Origin of the sequence: Streptomyces sp. SID12501 (assembly GCF_010550245.1) — a bacterium.
Classification (GTDB): domain Bacteria; phylum Actinomycetota; class Actinomycetes; order Streptomycetales; family Streptomycetaceae; genus Streptomyces.
Genome location: NZ_JAAGLU010000008.1, coordinates 175,062 through 199,559, shown reverse-complemented (window position 1 = coordinate 199,559; position 24,498 = coordinate 175,062). Strand labels below are relative to the sequence as shown.

25 protein-coding genes and 1 pseudogene are annotated in these 24,498 nt (G+C 67.7%); 13 read left to right on the top strand and 13 right to left on the bottom strand.

Translation table 11 applies throughout. From position 1 onward, the window contains the following. The first annotated feature begins 189 nt into the window (after positions 1-189). Positions 190-561, top strand: coding sequence for a hypothetical protein (locus G3I71_RS11795; RefSeq protein ID WP_164313930.1), 372 nt, complete (start codon positions 190-192; stop codon positions 559-561). A gap of 159 nt (positions 562-720) precedes the next feature. Here G3I71_RS11795 and G3I71_RS11790 read toward each other — a convergent pair whose 3' ends face one another. Genes G3I71_RS11790 through G3I71_RS50290 form a run of 3 tightly spaced genes read right to left on the bottom strand, consistent with a single transcriptional unit; the run spans position 721 to position 3,841 of the window. Then, positions 721-2,004 (bottom strand): tyrosine-type recombinase/integrase, encoded by a 1,284-nt coding sequence (locus G3I71_RS11790; RefSeq protein ID WP_164313929.1) that lies wholly within the window; start codon positions 2,002-2,004, stop codon positions 721-723. Next, complete coding sequence (locus tag G3I71_RS11785; RefSeq protein ID WP_164313928.1) at positions 2,001-2,189, bottom strand: helix-turn-helix domain-containing protein; 189 nt, start codon at positions 2,187-2,189, stop codon at positions 2,001-2,003. The genes G3I71_RS11790 and G3I71_RS11785 overlap by 4 nt, the downstream gene beginning before the upstream one ends. Continuing rightward, complete coding sequence (locus G3I71_RS50290) at positions 2,186-3,841, bottom strand: replication initiator (protein ID WP_343242941.1); 1,656 nt, start codon at positions 3,839-3,841, stop codon at positions 2,186-2,188. Before G3I71_RS50290 ends, G3I71_RS11785 begins: the two co-directional genes overlap by 4 nt. 516 nt (positions 3,842-4,357) lie before the next feature. Between G3I71_RS50290 and G3I71_RS11775 the strand changes: the two genes are divergently transcribed. From G3I71_RS11775 to G3I71_RS11755, 5 genes are all read left to right on the top strand, one after another. After that, on the top strand, positions 4,358-4,747 hold the full coding sequence (locus tag G3I71_RS11775; protein ID WP_343242930.1) for a winged helix-turn-helix domain-containing protein: 390 nt from the start codon (positions 4,358-4,360) through the stop codon (positions 4,745-4,747). Between the two features lie 646 nt (positions 4,748-5,393). Next, complete coding sequence (locus G3I71_RS11770; protein WP_343242929.1) at positions 5,394-5,669, top strand: hypothetical protein; 276 nt, start codon at positions 5,394-5,396, stop codon at positions 5,667-5,669. Next, the gene (locus tag G3I71_RS11765; protein WP_164313927.1) at positions 5,666-6,076 is read left to right on the top strand and encodes a PIN domain-containing protein; all 411 of its coding nucleotides are present in this window, start codon (positions 5,666-5,668) and stop codon (positions 6,074-6,076) included. Before G3I71_RS11770 ends, G3I71_RS11765 begins: the two co-directional genes overlap by 4 nt. Before the next feature lie 440 nt (positions 6,077-6,516). Next, complete coding sequence (locus G3I71_RS11760) at positions 6,517-7,335, top strand: DUF3396 domain-containing protein (protein WP_164313926.1); 819 nt, start codon at positions 6,517-6,519, stop codon at positions 7,333-7,335. Between the two features lie 622 nt (positions 7,336-7,957). Then, entirely contained in the window at positions 7,958-8,413 is a 456-nt protein-coding gene (locus G3I71_RS11755; RefSeq protein ID WP_164313925.1) for a hypothetical protein, read from the top strand. Between the two features lie 371 nt (positions 8,414-8,784). On the opposite strand, the gene G3I71_RS11745 is transcribed toward G3I71_RS11755, so the two are convergent. After that, positions 8,785-9,657: a helix-turn-helix transcriptional regulator gene (locus tag G3I71_RS11745; RefSeq protein WP_164313923.1), complete on the bottom strand. Its 873-nt coding sequence runs from the start codon at positions 9,655-9,657 to the stop codon at positions 8,785-8,787. A gap of 217 nt (positions 9,658-9,874) precedes the next feature. Between G3I71_RS11745 and G3I71_RS11740 the strand changes: the two genes are divergently transcribed. Next, on the top strand, positions 9,875-10,324 hold the full coding sequence (locus G3I71_RS11740) for an ATP-binding protein (RefSeq protein WP_164313922.1): 450 nt from the start codon (positions 9,875-9,877) through the stop codon (positions 10,322-10,324). Between the two features lie 2 nt (positions 10,325-10,326). On the opposite strand, the gene G3I71_RS11735 is transcribed toward G3I71_RS11740, so the two are convergent. Beyond that, positions 10,327-10,722, bottom strand: a complete 396-nt coding sequence (locus G3I71_RS11735) for a nitroreductase/quinone reductase family protein (RefSeq protein WP_164313921.1) — start codon at positions 10,720-10,722, stop codon at positions 10,327-10,329. 259 nt (positions 10,723-10,981) lie between these two features. On the opposite strand from G3I71_RS11735, the gene G3I71_RS11730 reads away from it, so the two are divergent. The 4 genes from G3I71_RS11730 to G3I71_RS11715 all read left to right on the top strand — a co-directional run bounded on the left by G3I71_RS11730 (position 10,982) and on the right by G3I71_RS11715 (position 15,007). Continuing rightward, on the top strand, positions 10,982-12,223 hold the full coding sequence (locus G3I71_RS11730) for an AAA family ATPase (RefSeq protein WP_164313920.1): 1,242 nt from the start codon (positions 10,982-10,984) through the stop codon (positions 12,221-12,223). Then, on the top strand, positions 12,220-12,825 hold the full coding sequence (locus tag G3I71_RS11725; RefSeq protein WP_164313919.1) for a DUF4276 family protein: 606 nt from the start codon (positions 12,220-12,222) through the stop codon (positions 12,823-12,825). Before G3I71_RS11730 ends, G3I71_RS11725 begins: the two co-directional genes overlap by 4 nt. Before the next feature lie 150 nt (positions 12,826-12,975). After that, entirely contained in the window at positions 12,976-13,812 is an 837-nt protein-coding gene (locus G3I71_RS11720) for an endonuclease/exonuclease/phosphatase family protein (RefSeq protein WP_203730023.1), read from the top strand. 421 nt (positions 13,813-14,233) lie between these two features. After that, positions 14,234-15,007, top strand: a complete 774-nt coding sequence (locus G3I71_RS11715) for an LAETG motif-containing sortase-dependent surface protein (RefSeq protein ID WP_164313918.1) — start codon at positions 14,234-14,236, stop codon at positions 15,005-15,007. 36 nt (positions 15,008-15,043) lie between these two features. Here G3I71_RS11715 and G3I71_RS11710 read toward each other — a convergent pair whose 3' ends face one another. After that, on the bottom strand, positions 15,044-16,582 hold the full coding sequence (locus G3I71_RS11710; protein ID WP_164313917.1) for a CehA/McbA family metallohydrolase: 1,539 nt from the start codon (positions 16,580-16,582) through the stop codon (positions 15,044-15,046). Positions 16,583-16,796: 214 nt separating this feature from the next. Here G3I71_RS11710 and G3I71_RS11705 point away from each other — a divergent pair, with 214 nt between their 5' ends. Both G3I71_RS11705 and G3I71_RS11700 read left to right on the top strand, forming a co-directional pair. After that, positions 16,797-17,642: an LLM class F420-dependent oxidoreductase gene (locus tag G3I71_RS11705; RefSeq protein ID WP_164313916.1), complete on the top strand. Its 846-nt coding sequence runs from the start codon at positions 16,797-16,799 to the stop codon at positions 17,640-17,642. A gap of 184 nt (positions 17,643-17,826) precedes the next feature. After that, positions 17,827-20,442 carry a bifunctional FO biosynthesis protein CofGH gene (locus G3I71_RS11700; RefSeq protein WP_164313915.1) on the top strand — a complete coding sequence of 872 codons (2,616 nt, stop codon included), beginning with the start codon at positions 17,827-17,829 and terminating at the stop codon, positions 20,440-20,442. A 90-nt stretch (positions 20,443-20,532) separates the two neighbouring features. On the opposite strand, the gene G3I71_RS11695 is transcribed toward G3I71_RS11700, so the two are convergent. The 7 genes and pseudogenes from G3I71_RS11695 to G3I71_RS11665 all read right to left on the bottom strand — a co-directional run bounded on the left by G3I71_RS11695 (position 20,533) and on the right by G3I71_RS11665 (position 24,388). Beyond that, complete coding sequence (locus G3I71_RS11695) at positions 20,533-20,778, bottom strand: DUF2283 domain-containing protein (protein ID WP_164313914.1); 246 nt, start codon at positions 20,776-20,778, stop codon at positions 20,533-20,535. 93 nt (positions 20,779-20,871) lie between these two features. Further along, positions 20,872-20,958 (bottom strand): annotated as a pseudogene (locus tag G3I71_RS11690) (IS5/IS1182 family transposase); the annotation flags it as partial. Between the two features lie 34 nt (positions 20,959-20,992). Then, on the bottom strand, positions 20,993-21,436 hold the full coding sequence (locus G3I71_RS11685) for an NUDIX hydrolase (protein WP_164313913.1): 444 nt from the start codon (positions 21,434-21,436) through the stop codon (positions 20,993-20,995). A gap of 19 nt (positions 21,437-21,455) precedes the next feature. Further along, complete coding sequence (locus tag G3I71_RS11680) at positions 21,456-22,250, bottom strand: STM4013/SEN3800 family hydrolase (RefSeq protein WP_164313912.1); 795 nt, start codon at positions 22,248-22,250, stop codon at positions 21,456-21,458. Further along, entirely contained in the window at positions 22,247-22,744 is a 498-nt protein-coding gene (locus G3I71_RS11675) for a hypothetical protein (RefSeq protein WP_164313911.1), read from the bottom strand. Before G3I71_RS11675 ends, G3I71_RS11680 begins: the two co-directional genes overlap by 4 nt. Continuing rightward, positions 22,737-23,375: a thymidylate kinase gene (locus G3I71_RS11670; RefSeq protein WP_343242928.1), complete on the bottom strand. Its 639-nt coding sequence runs from the start codon at positions 23,373-23,375 to the stop codon at positions 22,737-22,739. Before G3I71_RS11670 ends, G3I71_RS11675 begins: the two co-directional genes overlap by 8 nt. Continuing rightward, positions 23,372-24,388, bottom strand: coding sequence for a radical SAM protein (locus G3I71_RS11665; protein WP_164313910.1), 1,017 nt, complete (start codon positions 24,386-24,388; stop codon positions 23,372-23,374). Before G3I71_RS11665 ends, G3I71_RS11670 begins: the two co-directional genes overlap by 4 nt. Between the last annotated feature and the right edge of the window lie 110 nt (positions 24,389-24,498).

Genomic DNA, 24,498 nt, shown 5'->3' with positions numbered 1-24,498 from the left:
GAATGGATGGGTCGAAGAGGGCCTAGGCAGAGGGAAGAACGCTGGTGGCGGTTGGGTAATTCGCGAATATACGGGTCGCGGAGACCCGACTGGGAGGATGCTCAGGTGGAATCCTGGGGGCGGCCATCATGGTGAGGGTGCTTACTGGAGAGTCGTGGGTCCTGAAGGGGATCTGGGAGGAATCATTCGATGACCGGTGATCGGAAGTTGGCGGACTTTCGGCGGTGGACCCTCGCCGTGCTGGGCCTACTCAGTACGGGGCCCGAAAGGCAAGTGGAGTACTTGCGGGCGTCAGGCGTGGGGCCAGATGAAGTATTGCTTCAATTCGACGACGTGCTGCACGTGGCTCGCGCCAGAGTAGCTGACGGTTCGTTGAATGACGAAGATTACCTCTTGCTTCAGGCGGTCAACGAAAGCGTCAATTCCGTAAGCGCGGGCTCTGGGGAGATTTGGACCGAGGGTGCCCTCAAAGAGGCCGCTGAATGGGAAGATGTGCGGGCGGCGTCGAGGGTGGCGAAGTCGGATCTGGAGCAGTCCTGGAGCCAGGAAGTCGGCGATTAGCAGGGAACTTTTGGGCGGTGATTGGTGGCGAATATAATTCGCTTTCGATTACCCCAATGTAGGACGTTCCTGAGCGTTCGCTGAGGTCAACGCGAGAGCCCCGCCGATGTGAAATCGGCGGGGCTCTCGTGCCGTTTGACGGCAACGGTGACGGCAACGTCAGCGGACGACGGCTGCGGTGGGTGGGTCGTCGGGGGCGTCGGTCGGGCCGAGGACGTTGCCGAGGGTGTCGATGGCCTGGCGCTGGAGGCGGAGGCGGACGTGGGCGTAGACGCCGGCGGTGACTCCGATGTGGGCGTGACCGAGCAGCTCCTTGATGACGACGAGGTCGACGCCCTGTTCCAGGAGCAGGGTGGCGGTCGAGTGTCGGAGGTCGTGGAAGCGGATGGTCCGGAGTTCTGCGCTGTGGAGGAGGCGGCGGAAGCGGCGGGTGAGGTTGGTGGGGTCGAGCGGCTGGCCCTTGAGGGTGGTGAAGATGAGGCCGTTGTTCGTCCAGCCCGTTCCGGCCGCCTGGCGTTCTTCCTGCTGCTGTTCCTGGTGGATCTTGAGGGAGTTGATGCATTCGGTGGGGAGGGCGATGCGGCGCTCGGAGGCCAGGGTTTTGGTGTTCAGGACGGTCAGACCCTGGGTGCGGGTGCGCTGGAGGGAGCGGTGGATGGTGGCGGTGCCGTCGTCGAGGTCGAGGTCTTCCCAGTGGAGGCCGAGGAGTTCGCCTTTGCGGAGTCCGGTGCGCAGGGCGAGTTCGTACAGGGCGTGAAGCCGGTCGCCGTTGGCCGCATGGAGGAGTTGCCGGGCTTCGGCGGCGGTGAGGGGCTGGAAACGCCTGGGGCGGGGCGTGGTCGTTTTGACGTTCCGGGCGACGTTGCGCGGCAGTTCGTCCTCGCGGACGGCGTGTTCCAGGGCGGACTTGAGGACCGCGTGGACGTACGTCACGGTCAGCGGTGAGAGCCGCTTTCCGCAGCACTGGCCGATGGCGCAGCAGGACCGCCGAACGGAGTCCCGGTCCTGGGCGCAGCACTGGCAGGCGGTGCGCAGCCCGTCGAGGAAGGTGCGCACGTCGCGAGTGGTGAGCCGGGCGAGCTTCTTGACGCCGAGGCCGGGATTGAGGTGGAGACGGATGGAGGCCGCGTAGCGGGTGTGGGTGTTCTCCCGCAGGTGGTGAACGGCGACGCCGTCCAGCCAGTACGTGAGGTAGGCGCTCACGGTGCTGTCGGCTGCGGCGATGGGGAGGCCGCGGTTGCTGTTGGCGATCTTCTCGGTGAGCTTGGTCATCGCGTCTTTACGGGTGGTGCCGTAGACGCGGACGCGCTTGCGGGTGTTGCCGGGGGCCAGTACGTATCCGGCGGCTTCCCAGCGTCCGTCCTTGCGCTGGTAGACGGTCCCGTCTCCGTTCGCACGGGTGCGGGAGCGGCGGGGCGAACCGGGGCGGGCTGTGGTCGTCATGCGGCTTCCTGGTCGAGGCGGGTGCGGATGAAGTCGGTGAGGGCGTGGGTGGGGATGCGGCGGGCGCGGCCGAGGGTGAGGGAGGGGAGTTGGTGGGTGCGGAGTAGGTCGTAGACGGCGGTGCGGCCGAGTTGGAGGCGTTCCATGACCTGGGGGACGGTGAGGAGTTCGGTGCTGGCGGTCATGCGACGGCCCCCGCCCGGACAGCACGGGGCAGCCGATCGGTGGAGTGACCGACCGGGTGACCGGCGCGACCATCGGAGTGCTCCGAGCGTCGGGTTCGGGTTGGTTGCTCGGGTCGGGTCTGCTGTGTTGCGGTCAGGAGGTCGGCGAGGTGTTCGTGTTCGGGTAGGAGGCCGGTTCCGGCGTACTGCCAGTGGGAGATGACCAGCGTCGTGTCCGAGTCCACGCGTTGACGGGCGCTGTTGTGGTGACCGGGGGCCAGGTCGGTGGGGTGTCCGGTGCGGTCCTCGACCGGACTGCCGTCCTTCTGGCGGACCTGCGTTTCAGCCGACGCTGGGGCTGGGGTCTGGGTGTCGGCTCGGCTGGTTCGCCAGGCGGTGCGTTCGGCTCGGAGGTGGGTGAGGGTGGTGGAGTAGTGGCGGGTGCGGGTGGAGAAGTGGCCGCGGAAGCCGAGCATGTGGGCCCATTGGCGTAGGCGGAGGTGGGCGTGCGCGCGTTTGGTGGCGAGGTGCCAGGCGGTGTGGATCATGTGGCGGGCGTGGTCGGTGATGTCGTGGGTGGCGAGTTCGGCGAGGAGGCGGAGTCGGCGGTTGAGGGTGCCGGTGGTGGTCTCGGCGCCCTTGGTGGCGTACTTGGCGATGTAGGCGGCGACGTGCCGCTCGGTTACCGGGCTGCCACCGGTGAAGTCCGTGCTGCGGATCGCGCGGACGTCGATCTGCCGCCCGAACCGGAACACCGTCCGATTGCCCTGGCCGGCCTCCCCGGACCCGGCTCCGGCTCCGGACCCGGCTCCGGCTCCGGCCCCGGCTCCGGCTCCGGCCCCGGCTCCGGCTCCGGCCCCGGCCCCGGTCCCGGTCCCGGTCCCGGCCCTGGGCGTGTGCCCGGCGTGCTGGGGCTGGCCTTCATGCGCGAAGCGGGTGCGTGTGGTGGCGGCGCGGACGGCGTGGTTGAGGAGTTGGGTGGTGGCCCAGGCGGGTGGGGTGCTGGTGGGGCCGGTGGGGCCGGTGGGTCCGTCGAGGCGGATGACGGCGTGGAAGTGGACCTGGCCGCGTTTTTGGTACTCGGCGACCTTGGCGTACGAGAGCGTGGCGTGGTGGCGCAGCGTGCGCTGGGTGAGGCCGGCGGCTTTGGCGATCTCGCGGCGTAGGTGGGTGGTGAAGCGGGCCCACAGGGCCGGGGCGTGCGCGTTCCACAGCACCGCGCCGGCGTAGTCGTAGTGGTCGGGGTCGAGCGGGGTGCCCAGCAACCGGTCGTTGTCGGGGTGGGTGTGGCCGCAGTGGCAGCGGCCGGTGTCGGGCTGGTTGTGGACGGGGCCGAAGCCGGGGGCGGTGAGGGTGGCGAACACGCGCGGGTGTGCGGCGACGCTGGTGGGGACTGTTTTGCCGCCGCGGAGTCCGGCGGCGATGAGTTGGTAGGTGTCGTAGCGGTAGACGGTGGAGCAGGCGGGGCAGCGGGTGGCGCGGCGGTTGCCGCAGCGGACCAGCAGTTCGCCCGCCGGGAGCTGACCGGAGTCGAAGTGGTCAAGGATCTCACCGGTCGTGCTGTCGAGTCGGGTGCGGTGCCCGGTGAGGTGGATCGGGTGCGCGCATCCACCGAGTCCGGCTATCTGTCGTGTGAGGGGTGCGAGTTGGCCGGTGGCGGCGAGTTTCGCCAGCTTGGCGGTGAGCCTGGCGCGCCGCTCCAGAGCCGACCGCCCTGCCGTCGAGGTGGTGACGTGCGCCGGGCAGGCCGGCATCGTGAACGCCGACGACGAGGGACGCGAGGTGGCTGGAACGGCTGCGGGGTACGGGAGTTGGAGGTGTGTGGGCATGCGGGGAGGGGCCTTTCGGCGGGAGCGCGGAAGTGGTAGGGCGCGGGGTGGCGTGGGCAGGCCGAAGTGATCGGCTCACAGGGGAACGGGGGCGCCTCGGAGTTGGGCGCGGGGGCCGGGCCAGGGGTCTGGTCGGCGGGGCGCGGTGGTGATCACCGGCGGGTGTGGGACGTTAACATCGCCTCACCAGTGCATTCAAGTGCATCCCTCCTGATTCCTTTCTTGTGGGTGGTGGACGCGGGTAGTGTGGGGCCGGTTTCCCGGTTTGGACGGGCCGGATTGTGCTGGTAGAGGGCGTGGAGAGCGGGGGTGGCCGGGGTGGTGGTGGCGAGGCGCGGGCGGAGGCCGGCGGGTAGCGGGGTGCCGTTGACGTTCGAGGTGATCGCCGAGACCCTGCGCGAGCGGATCCGCTCCGGCGGACTTGGCGCGGGGGATCCGTTGCCGACGCAGGCCGTGTTGATGCGGGAGTTCGGGGCGGCGAGCCTGACCGTGCAGAAGGCCATGACCCTGCTCAAGCAGGAGGGGTGGGCGGTCTCCCGCCCCGGCAAGGGAGCCTTCGTAGCCCACCACGACCACCCCGCCGACAACGCTGATGACCTCGACGGCCCGGAGGCGACCGCACCCGCCAACGGGGCGACAGCCCGCGTCGAGGCGTTGGAACGTGCGCTGGCCGAGGCCGCTCAGCAGATTGCCGACCTTCGTGGCCGCGTCGAGGCCCTGGAGACGGGCAGCGGCAAGCGGGGCCACTGACCCGCCGTGCCGGGACCCTGGTCAGGCCTGTCGGGTCTCAGGTGATGCCTGTCGGGTCAGGGCGGTGCGTTCAGATTTCTCTACGAGGTTCAAGGCGGGCCCCGCCCGCCGGAGCTGGCCGCCGTCGCCGACAAGTCCGCCGTTCGCTCGGAAGGTCAGCGGCGCTGCAGGCGGCGAGCCGCCCCGGCAGCCGGGGCATGACCCAGGGCTGAGGGAGCGGCAACCAGCCAGCTTGTCGGGCTGACCAGAGTCGGGCTCCTGACAGAGCAAGTTGTCGCCAACGACCGTCCTACGGCCGGATCGCAGGCACAGGGCCGACCAGGGGGCCGACCCTTCACGTGCGTCGCGCAGGCTCACCGAGGGCGGTGGCCGGCACCGCCTCCAGTGGGGAGCGATACCTCCTCTCGGCGGATCCCTCCCCACCCAGCCTCCGCGCTGCCGCACCGGCGGGGGCACCAGCATCGCCCCGACGTCTGAGGGCCGCCCTCCCCGGCGAACGAGCCGCCGGGGGAAGTACCAGACAGGGCACACACGGGGACAACGACCAAGTTCATGGCAATCCTCGGGCGACTGCCCGCACGCCAGCGGGGGTGAACCTCTGCGGATCCAGCTGTCCGAGGCCGCGGGGCCGTCCTACACTGCTGGCGTGACCGCTGCATTCGACTACGAGGACATGCACCACCTGGTGGACCGGCTCTCCCCGACCCAGGTGCGACGCCTGCGCCTGCTCGTCATCCAGGATGAGGAACTGTCCCAGGTTGCCCAGTCACTGCCGGCAGTCGACGCGAACGAGGGCGAGGAGTCGATCCCGGCCGGGCTGCTGGCCCTGATCGGCAGCGTGAACGGCCCAGAGGATCTGGCTGAACGGCACGACGACTACATCCGCGAGCGGATGCGCGAGCGCTTCGGCGACTCGGCGTGATCGCCACGGTCCTGGACACCGGACCCCTGGCTGCGGCGTTCAACGCGGCCGACCGGCGTCACCCGGAGTGCGCCTCCCTGCTGACGTCACTGACCGGACGCCGTCTGCTGCCCAGTCCGGTCATGACCGAGGTCTGCTGGCTGCTGGAGCGCTGGCCCAAGGTCGAAGCGGCGTTCCTCGCCGAGGTCGCACGAGGAACATTCGAGCTGGTCCACCTCACTCCCACCGACCTGACGCGCATGGGTGAGCTGGTTCTCCAGTACGCCGACTTCCCGCTCGGCGGGGTCGACGCCTCGGTCATCGCGGTGGCCGAGCGCTTCGACGTGGACCGGGTAGCCACCCTCGACCGGCGGCACTTCAGCGTCGTCAAGCCCGCGCACGTCCCCGCGCTGACACTCCTGCCGTAGCCCGACCAGCGGTCTATAACTCTGACGCCAGCGCTGACGGCAACAAGCACGGACTCCAGGGCACAGCCACGGACACCAGCGGAACCCGAAACCGCCGCCTATCTGCGAAAACGCAGATAAGGAGGGGCTGCGTAGCACACGTACTATGTGGTGGCGGGACGCACGCCGGTACTCGTTCACAATAGTAACTGCAAGCTCTTTGATCGTGATCTCTGTGCGCCCAGCAGATAGATCTGAGAAGGGTCTCTGATCGGGTGTTCTGACATAGTTTCGGCATGCAATTGACGCTGCGGTAGCGCTACCCGGTTTCTAGTGTCGTGAGTGCAAATCAGAAATCCTACCAGGTAATCCTGTTAGGCTAAACCTTTCCGGGTTCGGTAGAGAGTGTCCTCAGGCTCCATCAGACCCGAAGCGCGCCAACAGGAAGGCATGGATCCAGCGTGGACGTCTATATGGAGGTTACGTTCGATCAGTTGGCTCGAGTGGGCCAAGGGGAGGTGCTGGCCCGGTGGTTCCGCGAGGCGCAGACCCGATTCTTCTCTGTCATAGCGGATTCGGAGACGACAGACAAAGGAGAAATCTTCTCCAGAGCGTCGGTGGCCGCTGACATGGATGGCCCTTCCCTGAGGGTCGGTCAGGTGGGAAAGAACTGGAAAAAATTTGAGGTGCAACTGACACCATTTCCATGGTGGGCGGACCTCGACTACGTCACTGGAGATGTCACTCTGGGTTGGGCGAGAAGTGTTCAATCAACATATGAGGGATACTGTAATGCCGTCGTCGGGCTGTTGTTGGGTGCCGAGAAACGCGCGAACGGCACATATTGTGCCACCTTGGTAGAGTTTCTTCGCGTGGCGCTCGACGAGGTGAATCCGGCGTTCGGGCGGATTGAGCAAGATCTCTCCTTTGAACGTGCCAACCTCGACATCGCACTTCACCGTCGACTAAGGAGATCGCTGCGGGAAAGTCGTGATCACCTGCGGGGTTATGCCTGGGTGACGGTGTGTCCACAGGAATTGATTGAACGGCTGGGTGGATGCGAAGCGCTAGTTGCGTCCAATGCTTTTTATCGAGTAATTTCACTGCTGGCAGGTGGGGCATTGTTGCAGGCGTCAGAGACGCTGCCGGGGTATTCTGATGAAGTCATGCAGAAGGTCTTCGAGGCTCTGGCTCCAGTCCTTCCTGCGGGTGCGCCTCAACCTGATCCAGCGCATCCGCATGCGCGCTTTGTGGCTCAGGATGCGGGATTGCTGCGGTAGTTACGGATGGCTTCAGCCTGAGATTCCCAGGAAATTTATTCCAGACGCATATCTGCGCCCATTTTTCAGGACGGCTGATGAATCTCCTACACGCACTCTGCGGGACGCTCGCTCTATCACGGTAGCTACGGCATGCGGTACCCGGAATTCGCCTCAGGTTCCCGTATCGGATCAGCTTACCGCTGACGGCGTCCAAAGGGAAATTCCCGAGGCAGCCACCGCTGCAAAGATGAAGCCGTTCAATCCACAAAAAATAAAGGAGAGTGACTGCGTCGCATATTACATGGCTCAGCCAAGAGAAGGCGGTGCAGAAAAGGATATTCACGGAGTGCTTGATCGGTTCCGCACCCGTGGGTGGACTGGTGGCGCCTGCGCTACTGTAGATGGAGTGCCGCAAGTGCTACTCGCCAGGGAAGGGTGGAATCTCCTCGTCGTTGACTATTCTGGTTCGCACGGAGGCGTAATGGATATTAATGGAATTGCGGCCCTCAAGGTTACAAAAGATGACTGCGAGATATCTCGGAAGCAGTAAGTGCATGAGGGTCGATTGATTCTTCGGTGATTGCTGGGTGGATGCCTCTGCTAGCCTTTTGATTCCATGTTGAACGGAGGCTGATTTTTGGTGAACGTCTCATTGTTCCCCCTGCCTGTACAAGAAGTTCTGTCCGGGTTCGGTTGGGTTGTTTCTCGATTTCAGGCCTTGAGGCAGGATGAGTCAGCTGAGGTCTGCGACCTTGGTGAGGATAGCGGTATCGTTGAGAGCTTCTTTGCGAGGATCGAGGCGGGCGATGTTGCGAAACTGGCCGTATCGGGCGGAGCTCTCCTGGGTGACGATGGGTTTGGGATGGTCTGCTCGTACCTGACAGTGAGTCAGGTGCGTGAGGTTAGTGAATTGCTGTCCTATCTGGATTTGCGGCAGGTCATGGGAGCTGCTCCTGAAGTTCTGGAAGGCGTGATTCGGGGTAGGATTCCCGAAGGTTACCTGGATGACCTGAAAAGCACTTTGATTGACCTGTGGAAAATTTATGAGACGGCCAGTCGTGGCGATATGTGCATCGTTCAGATTTATGAGGGGTGAGTATTGCATTCGGCGCGGCCTGGAATTCTGTCGACATGGAAATATTTTGGCGGGTGCGGGAGTTTGCGGACATCGAGTTCAAGGTCCTTTTATTGAAGGCGTGGATGAGCGCGAGCTGCACCCCGTGAGCTGCCGGACGAGGCATGGGAGTTGATCCCGCCGGTCATCTACACAGGTCCATTCGTCGGCCTTGAGCATTTGGATGAGGTTGGTGAAGGCGTCGCGTCCGGCCGAGATGATGGATGAGGGGTCCGGTGTTGCCGAATCCGCGAGGAGGATCGTTTCTCTGGTGACGAATATGTGGACGCAGGCGTCGCCTTCCTGGCAGCGGGACGACTTCCGCCAGATGTGCTGGGACACGGGGGGCTCCTCTACAGGTCCTGGGTGATGGCAAGGATGAGGTCCCGGGACTTCTCCGGGGTGAGGGCGGTGGCCTCGACGGTGTCCAGGAGGAGTCGGTACTTCTCCAGGTGGGCTTCGGCGTCCAGGAGGACGGGACCGTGGAACTGGTCCAGCTGGGCGGTGTCCAGTTGGGGGACCGGACCATGCAGGTAGTTGATGGACTGGCCCGATCCCGGGAAGGCGCCCACGTCGAAGGGCAGTACGCGGACGGTGATGTGGTCCCGCTCGCTCATGTCCATCAGATGCCGGAGCTGGGTGCGGGCCACGTCCCGGCCGCCGACGCGCATGCGCAGGGCCGCTTCGTGGACGACGGTCCGATACGGGGTCGGGTTCGCTCCGTACAACACGCCCTGCCGTTTGACCCGGTGAGAGACGCGATGCTCCACCTCGGGCGGGGTGGTTGCGGGGATGACATGGCGGAAGATCTCGCGGGCGTGGTCGGCGGTCTGAAGCAGGCCGGGCATGTGCGAGGTGTAGGCGGTGCGTACGGCGGCGGCGTGGTGCTCCAGTTCGGCGAGGTCGAGGAGCCCGGACGGAAGCACTTCGCGGTACGACTCCCACCAGCCGAACGTCTTGTCGGTCGCCACGGCGACCAGGCACTCGACGAACACCTGGTCGGGGCATGAGTAGATGCCGGCCAGCGCCCTGACGCGCTCGGGACTCACCCCGAACCGCGCCGACTCCACATTGCTGAGCTGCCCCTGGCTGGTGCCGAGCGCCCGTGCGGCCTCGGTCGCCGTCATGCCCGCGCGCTCGCGCATCTTGCGCAGCTCCACGGCGAGCCGCAGTCGGCGGGCCGTCAGGTGGGGTCTTGCGGGCACGTGAACTCCTCTTGCACACATGTTCCGTAGGGGGGTCACTCACACGAGGGAATCGTGACCGTAAGTATCTCGATTACTGGCAAATTACATTTGCCAGCCTCTATCTTCCTTCGTAAGCGCCTCGCCCAGAAGTACCCCGCTCGACGGAGCGGCCACGGTCACTGGGCAACGCAACGCAGCACAACTCAACGCAACGTACCGACACCACCCAACTCCCCTCCGTGATCGGAGACTTCCGATGGCCACCGTATCGCCGTCATCCCCCTCTTGGAGCTACGCCCTCCAGCTCCCGCACGATCCCCGCGCACCCGGGATCGCCCGCGCCACCCTGCGTACCGTTCTGGCCGCCCACGACCTCGCCCACCTCACCCCCACGGCCGAACTCCTCGCCTCCGAGTTGCTCACCAACGCCCATCTCCACACCAAGGGCCCGTACATGCTCCGCCTCCTCTCCAGCGAACCCGACCGGCTCCGAGTAGCCGTCTGGGACACCGACCCCCGGGTCCCGCCCGGCTTCTCGGTATCGGAGAGGGGCGCCCCCGTCGGCGTAGCCCCGGAAGACGCCGAAGGCGGACGAGGGTTGCACCTCGTACGAGCGTGCGCGGATACATGGGGCGTGACGATGCTGCGGGAGCCAGGCGCCTCGGCGGGCGGCAAGTTGCTGTGGGCCGAGTGCGGGCCGACGTAGGTTCAGCCCTCCAGATCGACCCGCACCGTCAGCAGATTCGTCCCCAGGGTTCGTACGCCCGTGCTGTTGACCTTCGGTAGGGTCCGCAGGCGGGCGATCGGGTCGTCGTCGGGGAGGAGGTGGGCCGTGCCCACGTGCCACCGCCCCCCGACCCGCACACGCACCGTCGGGTTCGCCTTGATGTTCCGTACGTACTGCGACTTCTCGCCGAACTCCGAGACCAGCCAGAACTCGTTGCCGATGCGGCGTCCGCCGAGCGGGGTGACGCGGGGGAGTCCGGACGTGCGGCCTGTGGTCTCCAGGAGAGTGTGGAACGGGAGGCGGCGGGTGACAGGGTTGCCGATGCGGCGCTGGAAGGTGGTGGCGGCCTTGAATCTGAACTCCGTGAAGCGGGACATGTTGTTCTTGTGCCTCCTGTGTTCGTGCCGCTGCTGTCGTGTGCTCTTGAATGGTCTCCCAGTGGGACAAGAGGTGGGCGAACATGCCGTTACACCCCGCTGGTGAAGGATGGAGGCCGGCGCAGTCGATGACGGACGAGGGATTGGGGACACACGTGAACAGCAGCGGTCCTGCGACGGTGCCCGGACTGCCGGGCCTTGGCGATCCGCCAGGCCGCCGCACAACGCGTGGCGTCTTCTGTGGGTGCGGTGTGCGGCCATGTTCCTGACGCGTGTCCGGATCGAGAACTTCCGGTCGATCGCTGCGTGTGACGTTCGGCTCGGGCCGCTGACAGTCCTCGCGGGCCCGAACGCGGCTGGCAAGTCGAACTTTCTGGACGCGCTGCGCTTCGTCCGGGACGCCCTGCGCACGTCGCCGGGACAGGCTCTGGAGCCGCGCGGCGGTCTTGAAGAGATCCTCCACAGGTCTCCGGCGGGCACGCGGTCCGACTCCTTCCGCATCCGGCTGGACGTCACCGTGCCTGCCCCCGAGCAGGGCAGCGAGCCGGGCCGTGAGCGCGGGGTGCTGGACGCTTCGTACCTGATGGAAGTGGGTGCCGATCCCGACCCCGGGGCGGACGGCAGGCCCGGCGTCAGGTGGGAAGAGCTGAGGCTCCCCGACCTGCCCGACAGGCCCGCCCTGTTCGCCCTGCCGGAGTCCGAGCGGCACGTCCGCTCCGACGGCTGGCGGGACGACCTGCTCCTGTCCAAGGTCTCCCGCACGAACCGTGAGGTCTACGCGGTCGCCCGCAGCCTGCACTCCATGCGTTTCTACGAGCTGCACACGCCGGTGCTGCGGGACATCGACCAGACACGGAGCAAACGCGGTGACGCCGTGCTCGGTGAACGGGGGGAGTCCCTGGCGCGAGTCCTGAGCTCTCTGGCCCGGCACAGGCCCTGGGTCAAGGACACCGTCGACGGCTACATCTCCACCATGATCGAGAACGCGGCGGGGCTGGACGGCAAGGAGTTCGAGGAGGCAGATCTGGCCTACGTCGTCGGCCGCTTCGTTGAAGACGGCAGCGAGGACGGCAGCCACAGGCAGGTCGACCGCAGGTCGCTGTCCGACGGCACCCTGCGTCTGGCCGGTGTCCTGGCCGCGCTCTTCCAGTCCCGCGTGCTGAACGGGTCGATCCCCTTCGTCGGGATCGAGGAGCCCGAGATCTCCCTGCACCCGCCGATGCTGGGGGCTCTCTACGACGCGCTGGTGGGCGCATCGGACAACACGCAGGTGATGGTGACCACCCAGAGCGCCGATCTGCTGGACAGCTCCGCCGCCGACCCGGGCCACCTGCTGGTCGTCCGCGACGACGGCCACGGCAGCACCATCGGCCCGATCGACGAGACCGGCCGCAGCCTCCTCGCCGACGGCGTGCTGACCCTTCCCGAACTCCTGCGCAGTGGCGAGATGCGCCCAGAGAGCGGCGTGCCGCACAACCTGTTGGAAGGCGGTCCCGAGTGAGCGGTACCCACCCGGTGATCACGTCCGTGGTGGAAGGCCACGGGGAGGAACGGGCCCTCCAGAGCCTGCTCTACCGCCTCGTCCACCACCTTCGCGAAGACGCCTACGCCGAATACGTCGAAGTCCGGCCTCCCCACCGGCTCCCGCGTGACCGGATGCTCAAGCCCGAACCGCTCGCGCGGGCTCTCACCGTCGTCACCGCACGCCATCCCCGGCCCACCGCCGTGCTCGTCCTCCTGGACGCGGACGACGACTGCGCTGTCGACCTGGCCGCTCAGGTGCGCGATCTGGCGCGGATCAGCCACGGGCACGTTCCTCTGACCGCGGTTGTGGCCGTGCGGGAGTTCGAGGCATGGTTCCTGGCCGGAGCCGCCGGACTGGCCGGGCACATGGGACTGCCTCACGACCTCACGCCTCCGCCCGATCCGGAGGCGATCCGTGGAGCCAAGGAGTGGCTGTCCGAGCGCATGCCGGCGGGCAGCACCTATCGGCCTCCCGCTCACCAACCGTCCTTCGTCCAGCACTTCGACCTCGACGCGGCCCGCAACGCAGCACCCTCGTTCGACAAACTGTGCCGAGAGGTACTGCGCTTCCTCGGCTGAACGCGGTGTCCTCATCGGGCGGCGGTGAACTCGGCGAAGCCGGACATGTTGTTCTTGTGCCTCCTGTGTTCGTGCCGCTGCTGTTGGTTGTGTTCTTGAATGGTGTCCCAGAGAGACGACAGCGGGGCGAGCGGGTGGGCGGTGGCGGGTATGCGCGTGGTGACCTGGAACCTGTGGTGGCGGTTCGGGCCCTGGGAAGCGCGGCGGCAGGCGATCCTCTCAGTGCTGCGGGACCTGCGGCCGGATGTGGTCGGGCTCCAGGAGGTCTGGGAGTGCGACGGCGAGAACCTCGCGGCCTGGCTTGCCGGTGAACTCGGGCTGCACTGGACCTGGGCAGCGTCCGAGGCCCCCGAGCGCTGGCAGCGGCGTATCGAGGGTGGGGGCGGGGGCAGCGCGAAGGTCAACGTCGGCAACGCGGTGCTGAGTCGCTGGCCCGTCGTCGAGAGCGAGGCGATGCGGCTGCCGGTGCCCGATGAGTTGGACGACGGACGTCTTGCCCTGTACGCCCGGCTCGCCGCCCCCGGCCACCACGTGCCCTTCTTCACCACGCACCTCACCTCCGTGCCCTACGCCTCGGCGGTCCGGTGCCAACAGGTCACCGCCCTCGCCGAGTTCGTGGCGAAGCACCGTGACGGCGGCACCGACTTCCCGCCCGTCATCACCGGCGACTTCAACGCATGGCCCGACTCCGACGAGATCCGCCTGTTCGGCGGTCACCGGACGGCCCCGCCCGTTCCCGGCCAAGTCTTCATGGACGCCTGGGAGTTGGCCGATCCGGCGGCTCCGTCGGCTACTTGGGACGCCGCCAACCCGTATGTCGCGGCAGGGTTCGGCCCCAGCTCGCGAATCGACTACATCCATGTGGGGCTGCCGTGGCCGGGGGGTCTCGGGCATGTGCGCAAGGTGGAACGGGCGGGGCACGGGCCCGTGGAGGGCGTCTGGCCGTCCGATCACGCGGCGGTGGTGGCGGATCTGGCGTCCGCCTGAGACGGAACTGCGTGAGCCGAGCTGTGCGGGTTGAGCTGAGCTGAACTGCGAGTCGCGTCCGGCTACAACCATCGGGGCGCCACAGCGGTCACACAGGTGTCTGCGGAACCTGCGTGAGACGTACGTTTCGCGCTGCCAACTTCCTTTTACCGGGGGCCATTTCATGAATTCTCGCCGTGCCTTGGCACGTCCTGCCCTCGCGCTGGCCGCCGCGCTGATCCCGGCGGCGCTGCTGTCCGGAACGGTCGCGACCGCCGCGTACGCCACGGAATCGCCGAGCCCGTCGGCCTCGGAGTCGGGCGAATCGGCGCCGCCTTCCGCGTCTCCGTCTCTGTCTCTGTCTCCGTCTCCGTCGTCCTCCGACTCCGCGTCCGCATCTCCCTCGCCTTCGGCAAGCGTTTCTCCGTCGGCGTCAGCTTCCGTGTCCCCGTCGCCCAGCGGTACGCAGTGCTCCAGCGAGCAGAAGGACGCCGACGAGTACGTGTTCCTCGCCGTGAGTGGTGAGCACAACACGCTCGTCGCGGGCGGTGCCTGGCAAACCGCCACGCTCAAGGTGGAGAACCACACGGACATCGCGCTGAAGGGCGTCAACGTCGGGTTGGCGAAATTGGTGTACGAGGAGGGGAGCGACGCGTACATAGAACGCCAGAAGTACGTCAACCTTCAGCAGTGGGACGCGAAGTCCCGTACGTGGGCCGACATCCCGTGGGACGAGTCCGAGACGAATGGTCTGCTGGACACTGTCGACCTGGCTCCCCACGAGACCCGGACCTTTCCGATCCGCTTGAACGCCGAAGCTGATTTTGCCCGTCCTGGCTCTGTCGACCCCGACAACGACACCATCGGATGGGGTTACGTCGGGCCCTACTCGCCCGGCCCCAGCGACCCGGACGTGTGCTCGTACGGAAACCTCTGGTCCGTGAACGTCCTCAAGGCCGGTACGGACCCCGGAGACGGCGGCGCCACCACCCCGCCGCCGAGCAGCAGTGAGCCCACCCCTCAGACCGGCAGCACCGCACCGGTCACCCCTACCCCCGCATCCACCACCCCCACCGGCGACCTCGCCCACACCGGCTCTTCCTCCGCGCTCCCGGTGATCGCCGGTGTGGGCGGCGCGGCCGTGGTCCTCGGGGCCGGTGCCGTGTACGTCGTACGGCGCCGCAAGTCCGGTACCGACGGCACGGACGCTTCCTGACCTGACCTGACCTCTGATCCGATCGGCCGGTCTCCGTTACCGCCCGAGGAAGATCGGGTTCGTGAACGCCGCCAACGCCCCGGGCAGCAGCGCGAGTACGGCCTCGTGCCGCAGCTCCGCCCGGACGTACGCCGCGTACTGGGCCGTCGTACGCCACTCCACGACCCCTGTGCCCGCCACCGGCAGGACCGCGCTCGTGAACAGCACGCCCTGGTCCGTGACGAGGCGGACCGTGCAGCGCGGGGCGCCCGTCACCTCCAGGCGGATCGTCACCGGGGCGTCCTTGGACACCTTCAACCGGCCCCCGATGTCCGCGTGTTCGCCCTTCGGGCCGGACGCCGTGAAGGTGAGGGAGACCGACCTGGACTCGGCGACGTAGGAGCGGCCTGCCTTCAGGCCCGCCTGGATCGACTCCCGGGTCAGGTCGTCGGCCAGGACCACCGTCTGCGGGACGCCCACCGGGTCGGGGTCGCGGTGGGCGTCGCTGTTGCCCATGGCCGGAATCCACCCGCGCCCGCCCGAGGCACCCTCTCTCACCGACGCCACCAGCATGCCGTCCCAGTCCGCGAGCGCCACCTCGTCCTCGGGCGAGTAGGCGCCGTTCCAGACCTCCACCGCGTCCGCCTCCGCGAAGCCGAACTTCCAGTTGCAGCCGACGCAGGTGGCGTGCGGGTGGGCCGGGACGACCAGGCCGCCGGCGCGGCGGATCTGGCGCGCGTACTTGCCGAAGCGGTTGTCGCGGGCCCGGTAGCGCCAGTCGACGAACGTCCCCGGATCGGTGCCGAGCGCGACCACATGGCCGTTGCGGGTCGTCACCTCCTCGCCCACCATGATGAGGAGGTCGTCGCCTGCCTCCGAGGCCCAATGGGCGTGCGATGAATGGGTGTTGTGGTCCGAGCTGTTGATGAAGTCCAGGCCCGCCGCCCGCGCCAGGGCCGCGATCTCGGCCGGGGTGCGGCGGCCGTCCGAGTACCAGGTGTGGAGGTGGCAGTCGCCCCGGTACCAGGCTCGGCCCCGCCCCTTCGCGCGCTCCGGCGGGTAGACCGGGTCGACGACGTCGCCGGGCTCGCCGTAGGCCAGCGTGATGGTGATCTCGTACGAGAGGCCCTGCGGGGAGACCGTGTACGGGCCCAGTGCGATGTGCCAGGTGCCCGCCTTCACCGGGCCGGGGATGTAGCCGGGTGTGGCGTCGTCCGCGCGGACGAAGAACTCCGTGCGGGCCCCGCCCGACCAGCCCCGGAAGCCCTTGCCGCCCAGTTCGGTGCCGCGCTGGTCGAAGACACCGATGTCGAGCGCGTTGCCCGCGGTGCCGACTGGGACGGAGGGGCGGTCATAGCTGTACGCGACCCTCAACTCCCGTACGCCGTCCGGGATTTCGACGGGCAGATAGACGAAGTCGGGGGAGCCGGTGGGCAGCGTGCCCCGTACCGTCTTCGTCTCCGTGCCAGGGGCCGCCGAAGCAGGCGTGCCGTGGGAGAAGGTCACGCTTCCCAACGTAAGCGCGGCGGCGGCTCCCGTCACGAACAGGGCGCGTCTGCCGAGGCCGGTGTCGGTTCCGTGGTCGTCATCGCACATGCTGCTGCTCCCAGGGTGTCGGGGTGTGACGTGGGTGACGCAGTGACGGTGCTGGTGGCGCGTACCACTTTCATAGCCACTCTCGTGCCCGGGAGTGAACGCCCGTACAAGACAGGGGGATCGCCGTGACAAGACCGCGTGCCCCGAGTGATGTTCGACAAATCCCGACCAGTCGGTATGGACAGACGAGACACCGCCCGGTACAGATATGGGCATGCGCCTAGCCGTCACGATCTTCCTCACCGACGAGACGATCACCCCGACCCGACTCGCCCGTGAGCTGGAACAGCGCGGGTTCGCCGGGCTGTACCTGCCCGAGCACACACACATACCGGTCGAGCGGACCACCCCGTACCCGGCGGGCGGCGACCTGCCGCCCGAGTACGGCCGTACGCTCGACCCCTTCGTCGCGCTCGGCCAGGCCGCCGCCGTCACCGAGCGGCTCGCCCTCGGCACGGGCATCACGCTCGTCGCCCAGCACGACCCGATCGACCTCGCCAAGCAGATCGCGACCCTCGACCACCTCTCCGGCGGACGCTTCACCCTCGGCCTCGGCTACGGCTGGAACGTCGAGGAAGCCGCCGACCACGGGGTGGAATGGCGTACGCGGCGTGAGCTGACCCGGGACCGGATGGCGCTGATGCGCGCCCTGTGGGCGGACGAACCGACCGTGTACGAGGGCGAGTTCGGGAGTGTGCGGGCGAGCACCGTGTACCCCAAGCCGGTACAGAAGCCACGTGGGCCGGTCGTCGGACCCCGCACCCTCATCGGTGGCGGGGCGGGGCCGAAACTGTTCGCCCACATCAGCGAGTACGCCGACGGCTGGCTGCCGATCGGCGGGCGCGGCCTGTCCGAGTCGCTGCCCGTGCTGCGGTCGGTATGGGCGGACGCCGGCCGCGACCCGGCCGCCCTCCAGGTCGTCCCGTACGCCGTCCAGCCCACGCCGGGCAAGCTCGCCCACTACGCCGAGCTGGGCATCGAGGAGGCCGTGGTGCAGCTGCCGCCGGCCGGCGAGGCGGAAGTACTGGGCCTGCTGGACGGGTACGCCCCTTACCTGTAGCTCGGCAGGCCGCACGGGTTCCGCGGGTTCCAGCGGGCTCCACGCAGGCTCTGCGATGGCTCCGCGCAGGCCCCGCGATGGCTCCGCAGGTGATGGCCGCCAGTGCCGCCCTGTAACGTTCGGCTGCCCGAACGGACAGGGTGGTCCCTGCGGGACCTGATCGCATCGATCGTATGCTCGAAGGATGACGACTCCCGAGACCTCCGGAACCGGCCCCACCGAGCGCCCCGGAGGCGCCACCGGCCCGACCGAGAACTCCATGCGTCGCGCCCTCAAACGCGCCCGGGACGGTGTCGCCCTCGACGTCGGTGAGGCCGCGGTGCTGCTCCAGGCCCGCGGCGAGGCCCTCGACGACCTCACCGCGTCCGCGGCCCGCGTCCGCGACGCCGGTCTGGAGGCGGCGGGCCGCCCCGGCGTCATCACGTACTCGAAGAGCGTCTTCATCCCCCTGACCCGCCTCTGCCGGGACAAATGCCACTACTGCACCTTCGTGACCGTCCCGGGTAAGCTCCGCCGCGCCGGGCACGGCATGTTCATGTCCCCGGACGAGGTCCTCGACATCGCCCGGCGCGGCGCCGCCCTCGGCTGCAAGGAAGCGCTGATCACCCTCGGCGACAAGCCCGAGGACCGCTGGCCCGAGGCGCGCGAGTGGCTCGACGCGCACGGTTACGACGACACGATCGCGTACGTCCGCGCCATCTCCATCCGCATCCTGGAGGAGACGGGTCTGCTGCCCCACCTCAACCCGGGCGTGATGTCGTGGACGGACTTCCAGCGACTGAAGCCCGTCGCTCCGTCCATGGGCATGATGCTGGAGACGACGGCCACCCGTCTCTGGTCCGAGCCGGGCGGCCCGCACTACGGCTCCCCGGACAAGGAACCCGCCGTACGGCTGAGGGTGTTGGAGGACGCGGGCCGGTCGTCCGTCCCCTTCACCTCGGGTCTGCTGATCGGGATCGGCGAGACGTACGAGGAGCGGGCGGAGTCGCTCTTCGCCCTCCGCAAGATCTCCCGCGCCTACCACTCCATCCAGGAGTTGATCATCCAGAACTTCCGCGCCAAGCCGGACACCGCGATGCGCGGAATGCCGGACGCGGAACTGGACGAGCTCGTCGCGACGGTGGCGGTGGCGCGGCACATCATGGGCCCGAGCGCCTGCCTCCAGGCCCCGCCCAACCTCGTCGACTCCGAGTACGAGCGGCTGATCGGCGCCGGTATCGACGACTGGGGCGGGGTCTCCCCGCTCACCATCGACCACGTCAACCCGGAACGCCCCTGGCCCCAGATCGAGGAACTGGCCGCCAAGTCGGAGGCAGTTGGCTTCACGATGCGCGAACGCCTCTGTGTCTACCCGGAGTTCGTGCAGCGAGGCGAGCCCTGGCTCGACCCGCGCCTCCTCCCGCACGTACGGGCACTTGCCGACCCGGAGACGGGCCTCGCGCGCGAGGACGCGGTCGTCGAGGGGCACCCGTGGCAGGAGCCGGAGGAGGCGTTCGTGTCGTCCGGCCGTACGGACCTGCACACCACGATCGACACCGCCGGCCGTACGTCCGACCGGCGCGACGACTTCGACGAGGTGTACGGCGACTGGGGCGCCCTGCGGGAGGCGGCGGCGCCCGGGATGGTGCCGGAGCGCATCGACACGGACGTACGGCAGGCGCTGCGCACGGCGGCCGACGACCCGACGCGGCTCACCGACGACGAGGCGCTGGCGTTGTTCCACGCGGACGGCGCGGCCCTCGACGCACTGTGCCAAGTGGCCGACGACGTACGGAAGTCGGCGGTCGGGGACGACGTCACCTACATCGTCACCCGGAACATCAACTTCACCAACGTCTGCTACACCGGCTGCCGTTTCTGCGCCTTCGCCCAGCGCCGCACGGACGCCGACGCCTACACGCTGTCCCTGGACCAGGTGGCCGACCGCGCCCAACAGGCCTGGGAGGTGGGGGCGGTCGAGGTCTGCATGCAGGGCGGCATCCACCCCGACCTGCCGGGCACCGCCTACTTCGACATCGCGCGCGCGGTGAAGGAGAGGGTGCCCGGCATGCACGTACACGCCTTCTCACCCATGGAGGTGGTGAACGGCGCGACCCGCACCGGGATGTCGATCCGCGAGTGGCTGACCGCCGCGAAGGAAGCCGGCCTCGACACGATCCCCGGCACGGCGGCGGAGATCCTCGACGACGAGGTCCGCTGGGTCCTGACCAAGGGCAAGCTGCCGACGGCGACCTGGATCGAGGTGGTGACGACGGCCCACGAACTGGGCATCCGCTCGTCCTCGACGATGATGTACGGCCACGTCGACCAGCCCCGCCACTGGCTCGGCCACTTCCGCACCCTGGCCCGCATCCAGCAACAGACGGGCGGCTTCACGGAGTTCGTCACCCTCCCCTTCATCCACACCAACGCCCCGGTGTACCTCGCGGGCATCGCCCGCCCCGGACCGACGATGCGCGACAACCGGGCGGTCATCGCCATGGCCCGGCTTCTCCTGCACACCCACATCCCCAACATCCAGACGAGCTGGGTGAAGTTGGGCACGGAGGGCGCGGCGGAGATGCTCCGCTCGGGCGCGAACGACCTGGGCGGCACGCTGATGGAGGAGACGATCTCGCGGATGGCGGGGTCGTCGTACGGCTCGTACAAGTCGGTCAAGGACCTGATCGCGGTGGCGGAGGCGGCAGGACGCCCGGCCAGGCCCCGGACCACCCTCTACGGCGAGGTTACGGAGGAGCGGCAGCGGGCGGCGGCTCTGTCGGACGGGCATCTGCCGGAGTTGCTGCCTGTGCTGGAGTGACCGGTTTGCTCGGCATGGCGAGGTGGAGGTCTGTCCCGGCTGCGGCGGCTCGCAGAGCGTCTGGAGGTCGACTTCGCGTGACGGACCGCCTCATGCGCCGTCGGCGTCCAGACGCTCCGCCGACTCGAGCAGGTGCTTCGGCAGCTTCGAGCTGGCCGCTAGCACCTCGATACCGATGAGGCGGTCCTCCTTGTCGAAGTCGAGGTTGATCATGCCGTCGACCTTTACCGGATCACAGGGATACATGCGCGCCGCCTCCGCGCGGGCTTGTGGTTCTGTGAGGTGCACATACGCGGCATTCGCCGTCCTGTCGTAGGTGACTCTGACGTTCGCCATGGTCAGCGCGCTCCCTTGCTGAGATTGAGGTCGGCCCTACCCGCGCGTTGGGTGAACCGGTAGAGCCGAGGTCATCCGGCTGAACGGGGCGGCGATGACCTGGACGTTCATCCCGTGCTTCTTGTCCTTGGCCGAGCCGATGGGCCGGTCGGCGGCGAGGACCGGGTCGATCGGCAGCAGCCCGGTCTGCGGGATCAGGTGTGTTCGGGTTCAGTCACTCTGTGGTGATCTGCTGGGCCAGCAGCAGAGCCAGCGGGCCCCCTTGAAGCAGGAAACGTCCCTCGGTGGCGGCCCGGATCGCGTCAGGCATCGGCCACCACATGAGCTTGAAGTTCTCTTCGCTGGGCGTGAGTTGCTGTGGGCCGCAGGTGATTTCTTCGGCCAGGAAAAGATGGATGCGGGCAGCTGAGTCCAGGGTGATGGCGTACGAGCCGAGGGACCGCCAGGCCTGGGCGGTGACGCCGGCCTCCTCGCGCAACTCGCGCCGCGCGCACTCTTCCAGCGTCTCGCCGGGCTCCCTCCGTCCCCCCGGCAGGAACACGTACTCGCCGCCGTGCCGGGGGAATTCGGCGGCCAGGACGGCGACCGTGCCGTCCGTGTCGCGGGCCACGATCACGGAGGCGTCGCGCACAGCCTCCCTGCGGGATGTGTCGGTCATGGCCCGGGAGCGTAGCGGCCTACTGTGACAGCCAGACCGCGAACGGCACGTTCAGGACCGTTGGGTGAGCGATGCCGCGGCCGTGGTAGCCGTCTTCACCGAATGCGTCGCCGTGGTCGGCGCACATGATGATCAGCCATTTCTTCTTGCTGGTGAGGCCGTCGACCAAGCGGCCGAGGTGTTCGTCCGCGTACGCGAGCGCAGCGGCCTGGGACTGCCAGGAGTCGACACTTTCGCCGGTGTGGTGACCGTGAGGGACATGGGTGGCTGAGACGTTGACGAACAGGAACAGGGGACGGTTGGCGTATTGCTCGGCGGTGGTCAGGGCGTGGTCGACCTGGTGGCGGGTGGAGTCGGGCTCCGGGGAGCAGAACTCGGGCCGCCAGTGGTCCTCGTCGAACATGTCGGGCAGCACCGATCCGAGCGGTGTCTCCCTCGAGAAGTAGGTGACGCCGCCGATGCACACGGTGCGGTATCCGTACTGGGAGAGCCCAGTGAGGAGGTTCGGCGCGTCGAAGACGAACGTGCTCGGATCAACGGTCTTGAACGCGGGAGGGCGGCACTCCCACAGCCGTGGCGGCTGTACGGGCTGGGGGAGCTTGGGAAGGAAGCCGGAGAAGAAGGCGATGTGCGCGGGGAGAGTGAAGGTGCCGGGCGTACGCCGTTCCTCCCACGCCCCGCCCGGAAGGATCTTGGCCAGGTGCGGTGTCTGACCGGCGTGCAACGCTGCGCGGGCGACGTCATGGCGCAGCGAGTCCAGAGTGACGAACAGAATGCTGGTTTGGCTCCGGATGACCTCGGCGGCGTCGATCACAGCGCCTCCACCAGGTCGTGGCGTTCGGTGATTCGCCCCTTGGCCTGGTCATTCACCGGAATGGGAATCCGGTCGGAGGCGATCATCTTTCGCAGCCTGGCCAGACCGGTGTCCTCTACGACGGGCTGACCGTCCCCGTCGTAGAGGCGGATCGTGACCGTCTGCCGGCCGTCGTTGTCGGCCGTGGTCAGCAGGGCTCCGGGTACACCCCCGAGTTCCTTCATGGCGTGCAGGAGCTGGGCTTCGTCGGCTGCACCGAGGCTGGATACCTGGCAAGCCCAGTGCTCGGCATTGATGGCCCCCTGGCAGAACCGCCGATGGAACTCGGCCGTGGCGGGATGGTCGTCGTGGGCCACGGCCAACTGACGGGCCCGGCTGATCACGACGAAACAGGCGGCGATCCACCAGGCCACACCCTCGTGGATCTCTCCCGGGAACGCACCGGCGATACGGCCGTCACGGATGACGGCGTCGCTGTCGATCGGATTAAGCACGCCTGTCCTCCAGGTACTCGACGATGATCCCGGCCAGGTCGTCCGGGCTGCGACCATCCGTGGTGAGAGTGACCGCGCTGGGTTCCTCGTCGGCGACGGCGTGGAAGTTCTCCCGGAGCCTGGCAAGGCGTCCGGGGACGTCGAACAGGTCGGTGTCGTCCTGTTTTACGTCCTTCTTGGTGCCCATTCGCTCCTTCAACGAGTTGTCGGAGCTGATCAGGTGGAAGGTGGCGTCAGGCGCCACGAGGTATGGCAGGAACGGGGCGATCAGTTCTCTCACCTGGCCCAGGCCGACGCGGTTGACGGCGGCGTGGCAGGCCATGACCGAGACGACGTACCGGTCCGCGACCACGGGCCCCACGCTGAGGGACTGCCGTACGACGTCGGAGACATGCAGGAGACCGGAGAGGTAGAAGGCGAACTGCGGAAGCGGCCGAAGCTCCCGGTTGACCGTGCCGGACCACCCGGTGTGCGGATCGGTGAGGGTGTGGATCGCCGTGGCGCCGAGCCGCTTGACCAACAGACGGGCGAGCGTCGACTTCCCGACCCCTGAAACGCCTTCCAGGACCAGGAAAGGTCCCTGGCGTCGCTCAGTCCCGGGCGTGTACGGGGTGCGCAGGGCGGCGGTCACAGGGTGCCCTCGGTGAACGCGGAGATGTGCCGGGCCACGGTCGCGGGGATCTGCCCCGGATCAGCCAGCAGGGGCCGGATGTCCATGCGGAGGTCGTCCCGCAGCAGGCAGGGTTGGATTCCGCCGGCGTGGTCGACACGAAGGGACCAGAACCCTTCCACGCACTTGGGCTTGACGGGGCAGGTGCCGCACTGGCCGACGTGATGGCGCCCGAGCTCGCGGTGGATGACGTCGATCTCGATGCCGTCGATGCGAAAGATCCGCCGCCCCTGCCCGACGCCGGAGATCTCGACCTCTTCGTCGCTGGTCAGGGTACGCAGGTGATCGATGATGCCCCGGGCACCGATCGCGGAGCCCTTCCGGCCGACGTTGAAGTCAGTGTCCACCAGCTCGATGAACTGCACGGGCATGCGCCGGTCGAGAGCGAAGGCCAGGATCTCGCGTAGCTCGTGTTCGTTCTCCCGCTGTACGAGCGTGTTCAGCTCTACTCGATCGAACATCTCGCGGGCCGCCTCGATCCCGTCGACGATGGTCGCGATACCGATCCGGGTATTCGCGATTGCCTTCAGCGACTCGTCCGAGAAGTAGTGGAGGGAGACCTTCACCTTGTCCAGGGCGGTCATGGAGAGCCATTTCTGATGCCTGCGGACAAGGGTTCCGTTCGTGATCAAGGTGTACGTCGTGTCCGGGCCATGCTCGGGGAGTTGGGTGAGGACCGGCTGGGCCAGGGGCGACATGAGAGGCTCCCCGCCGGTGAAATACACCCGCTTGAGCCCCGCACCCATCAGGCCGCCCAGGACGTTCAGGAAGTCCTCGGCTGTCATCTCCCGCTTGCGGGGAAGTACATCGCGGTACAGGCGCGTGAAGGGTGGAGGGACATCCCCCTCGTTGTGGCAGAACCAGCACTGCTCATTGCATGCCGGGGTCAGGGAGACCCTGAGCTGACCGCGCAGCATGGCGAAGTTCCGCAGCGCGGTCCAGTCCACCTCGGTCTTCGGCAGCGGAATGGTCATGAAGTGGTGCTCCTTCCGTAGTCGCATTTCTGGGTTGGTAGGCGCCCTGGTCAGAGACGGGCAACCACCCTGGTGACGGTGGGGGGGCTCGTCACGGCCCTCCTGGGTGC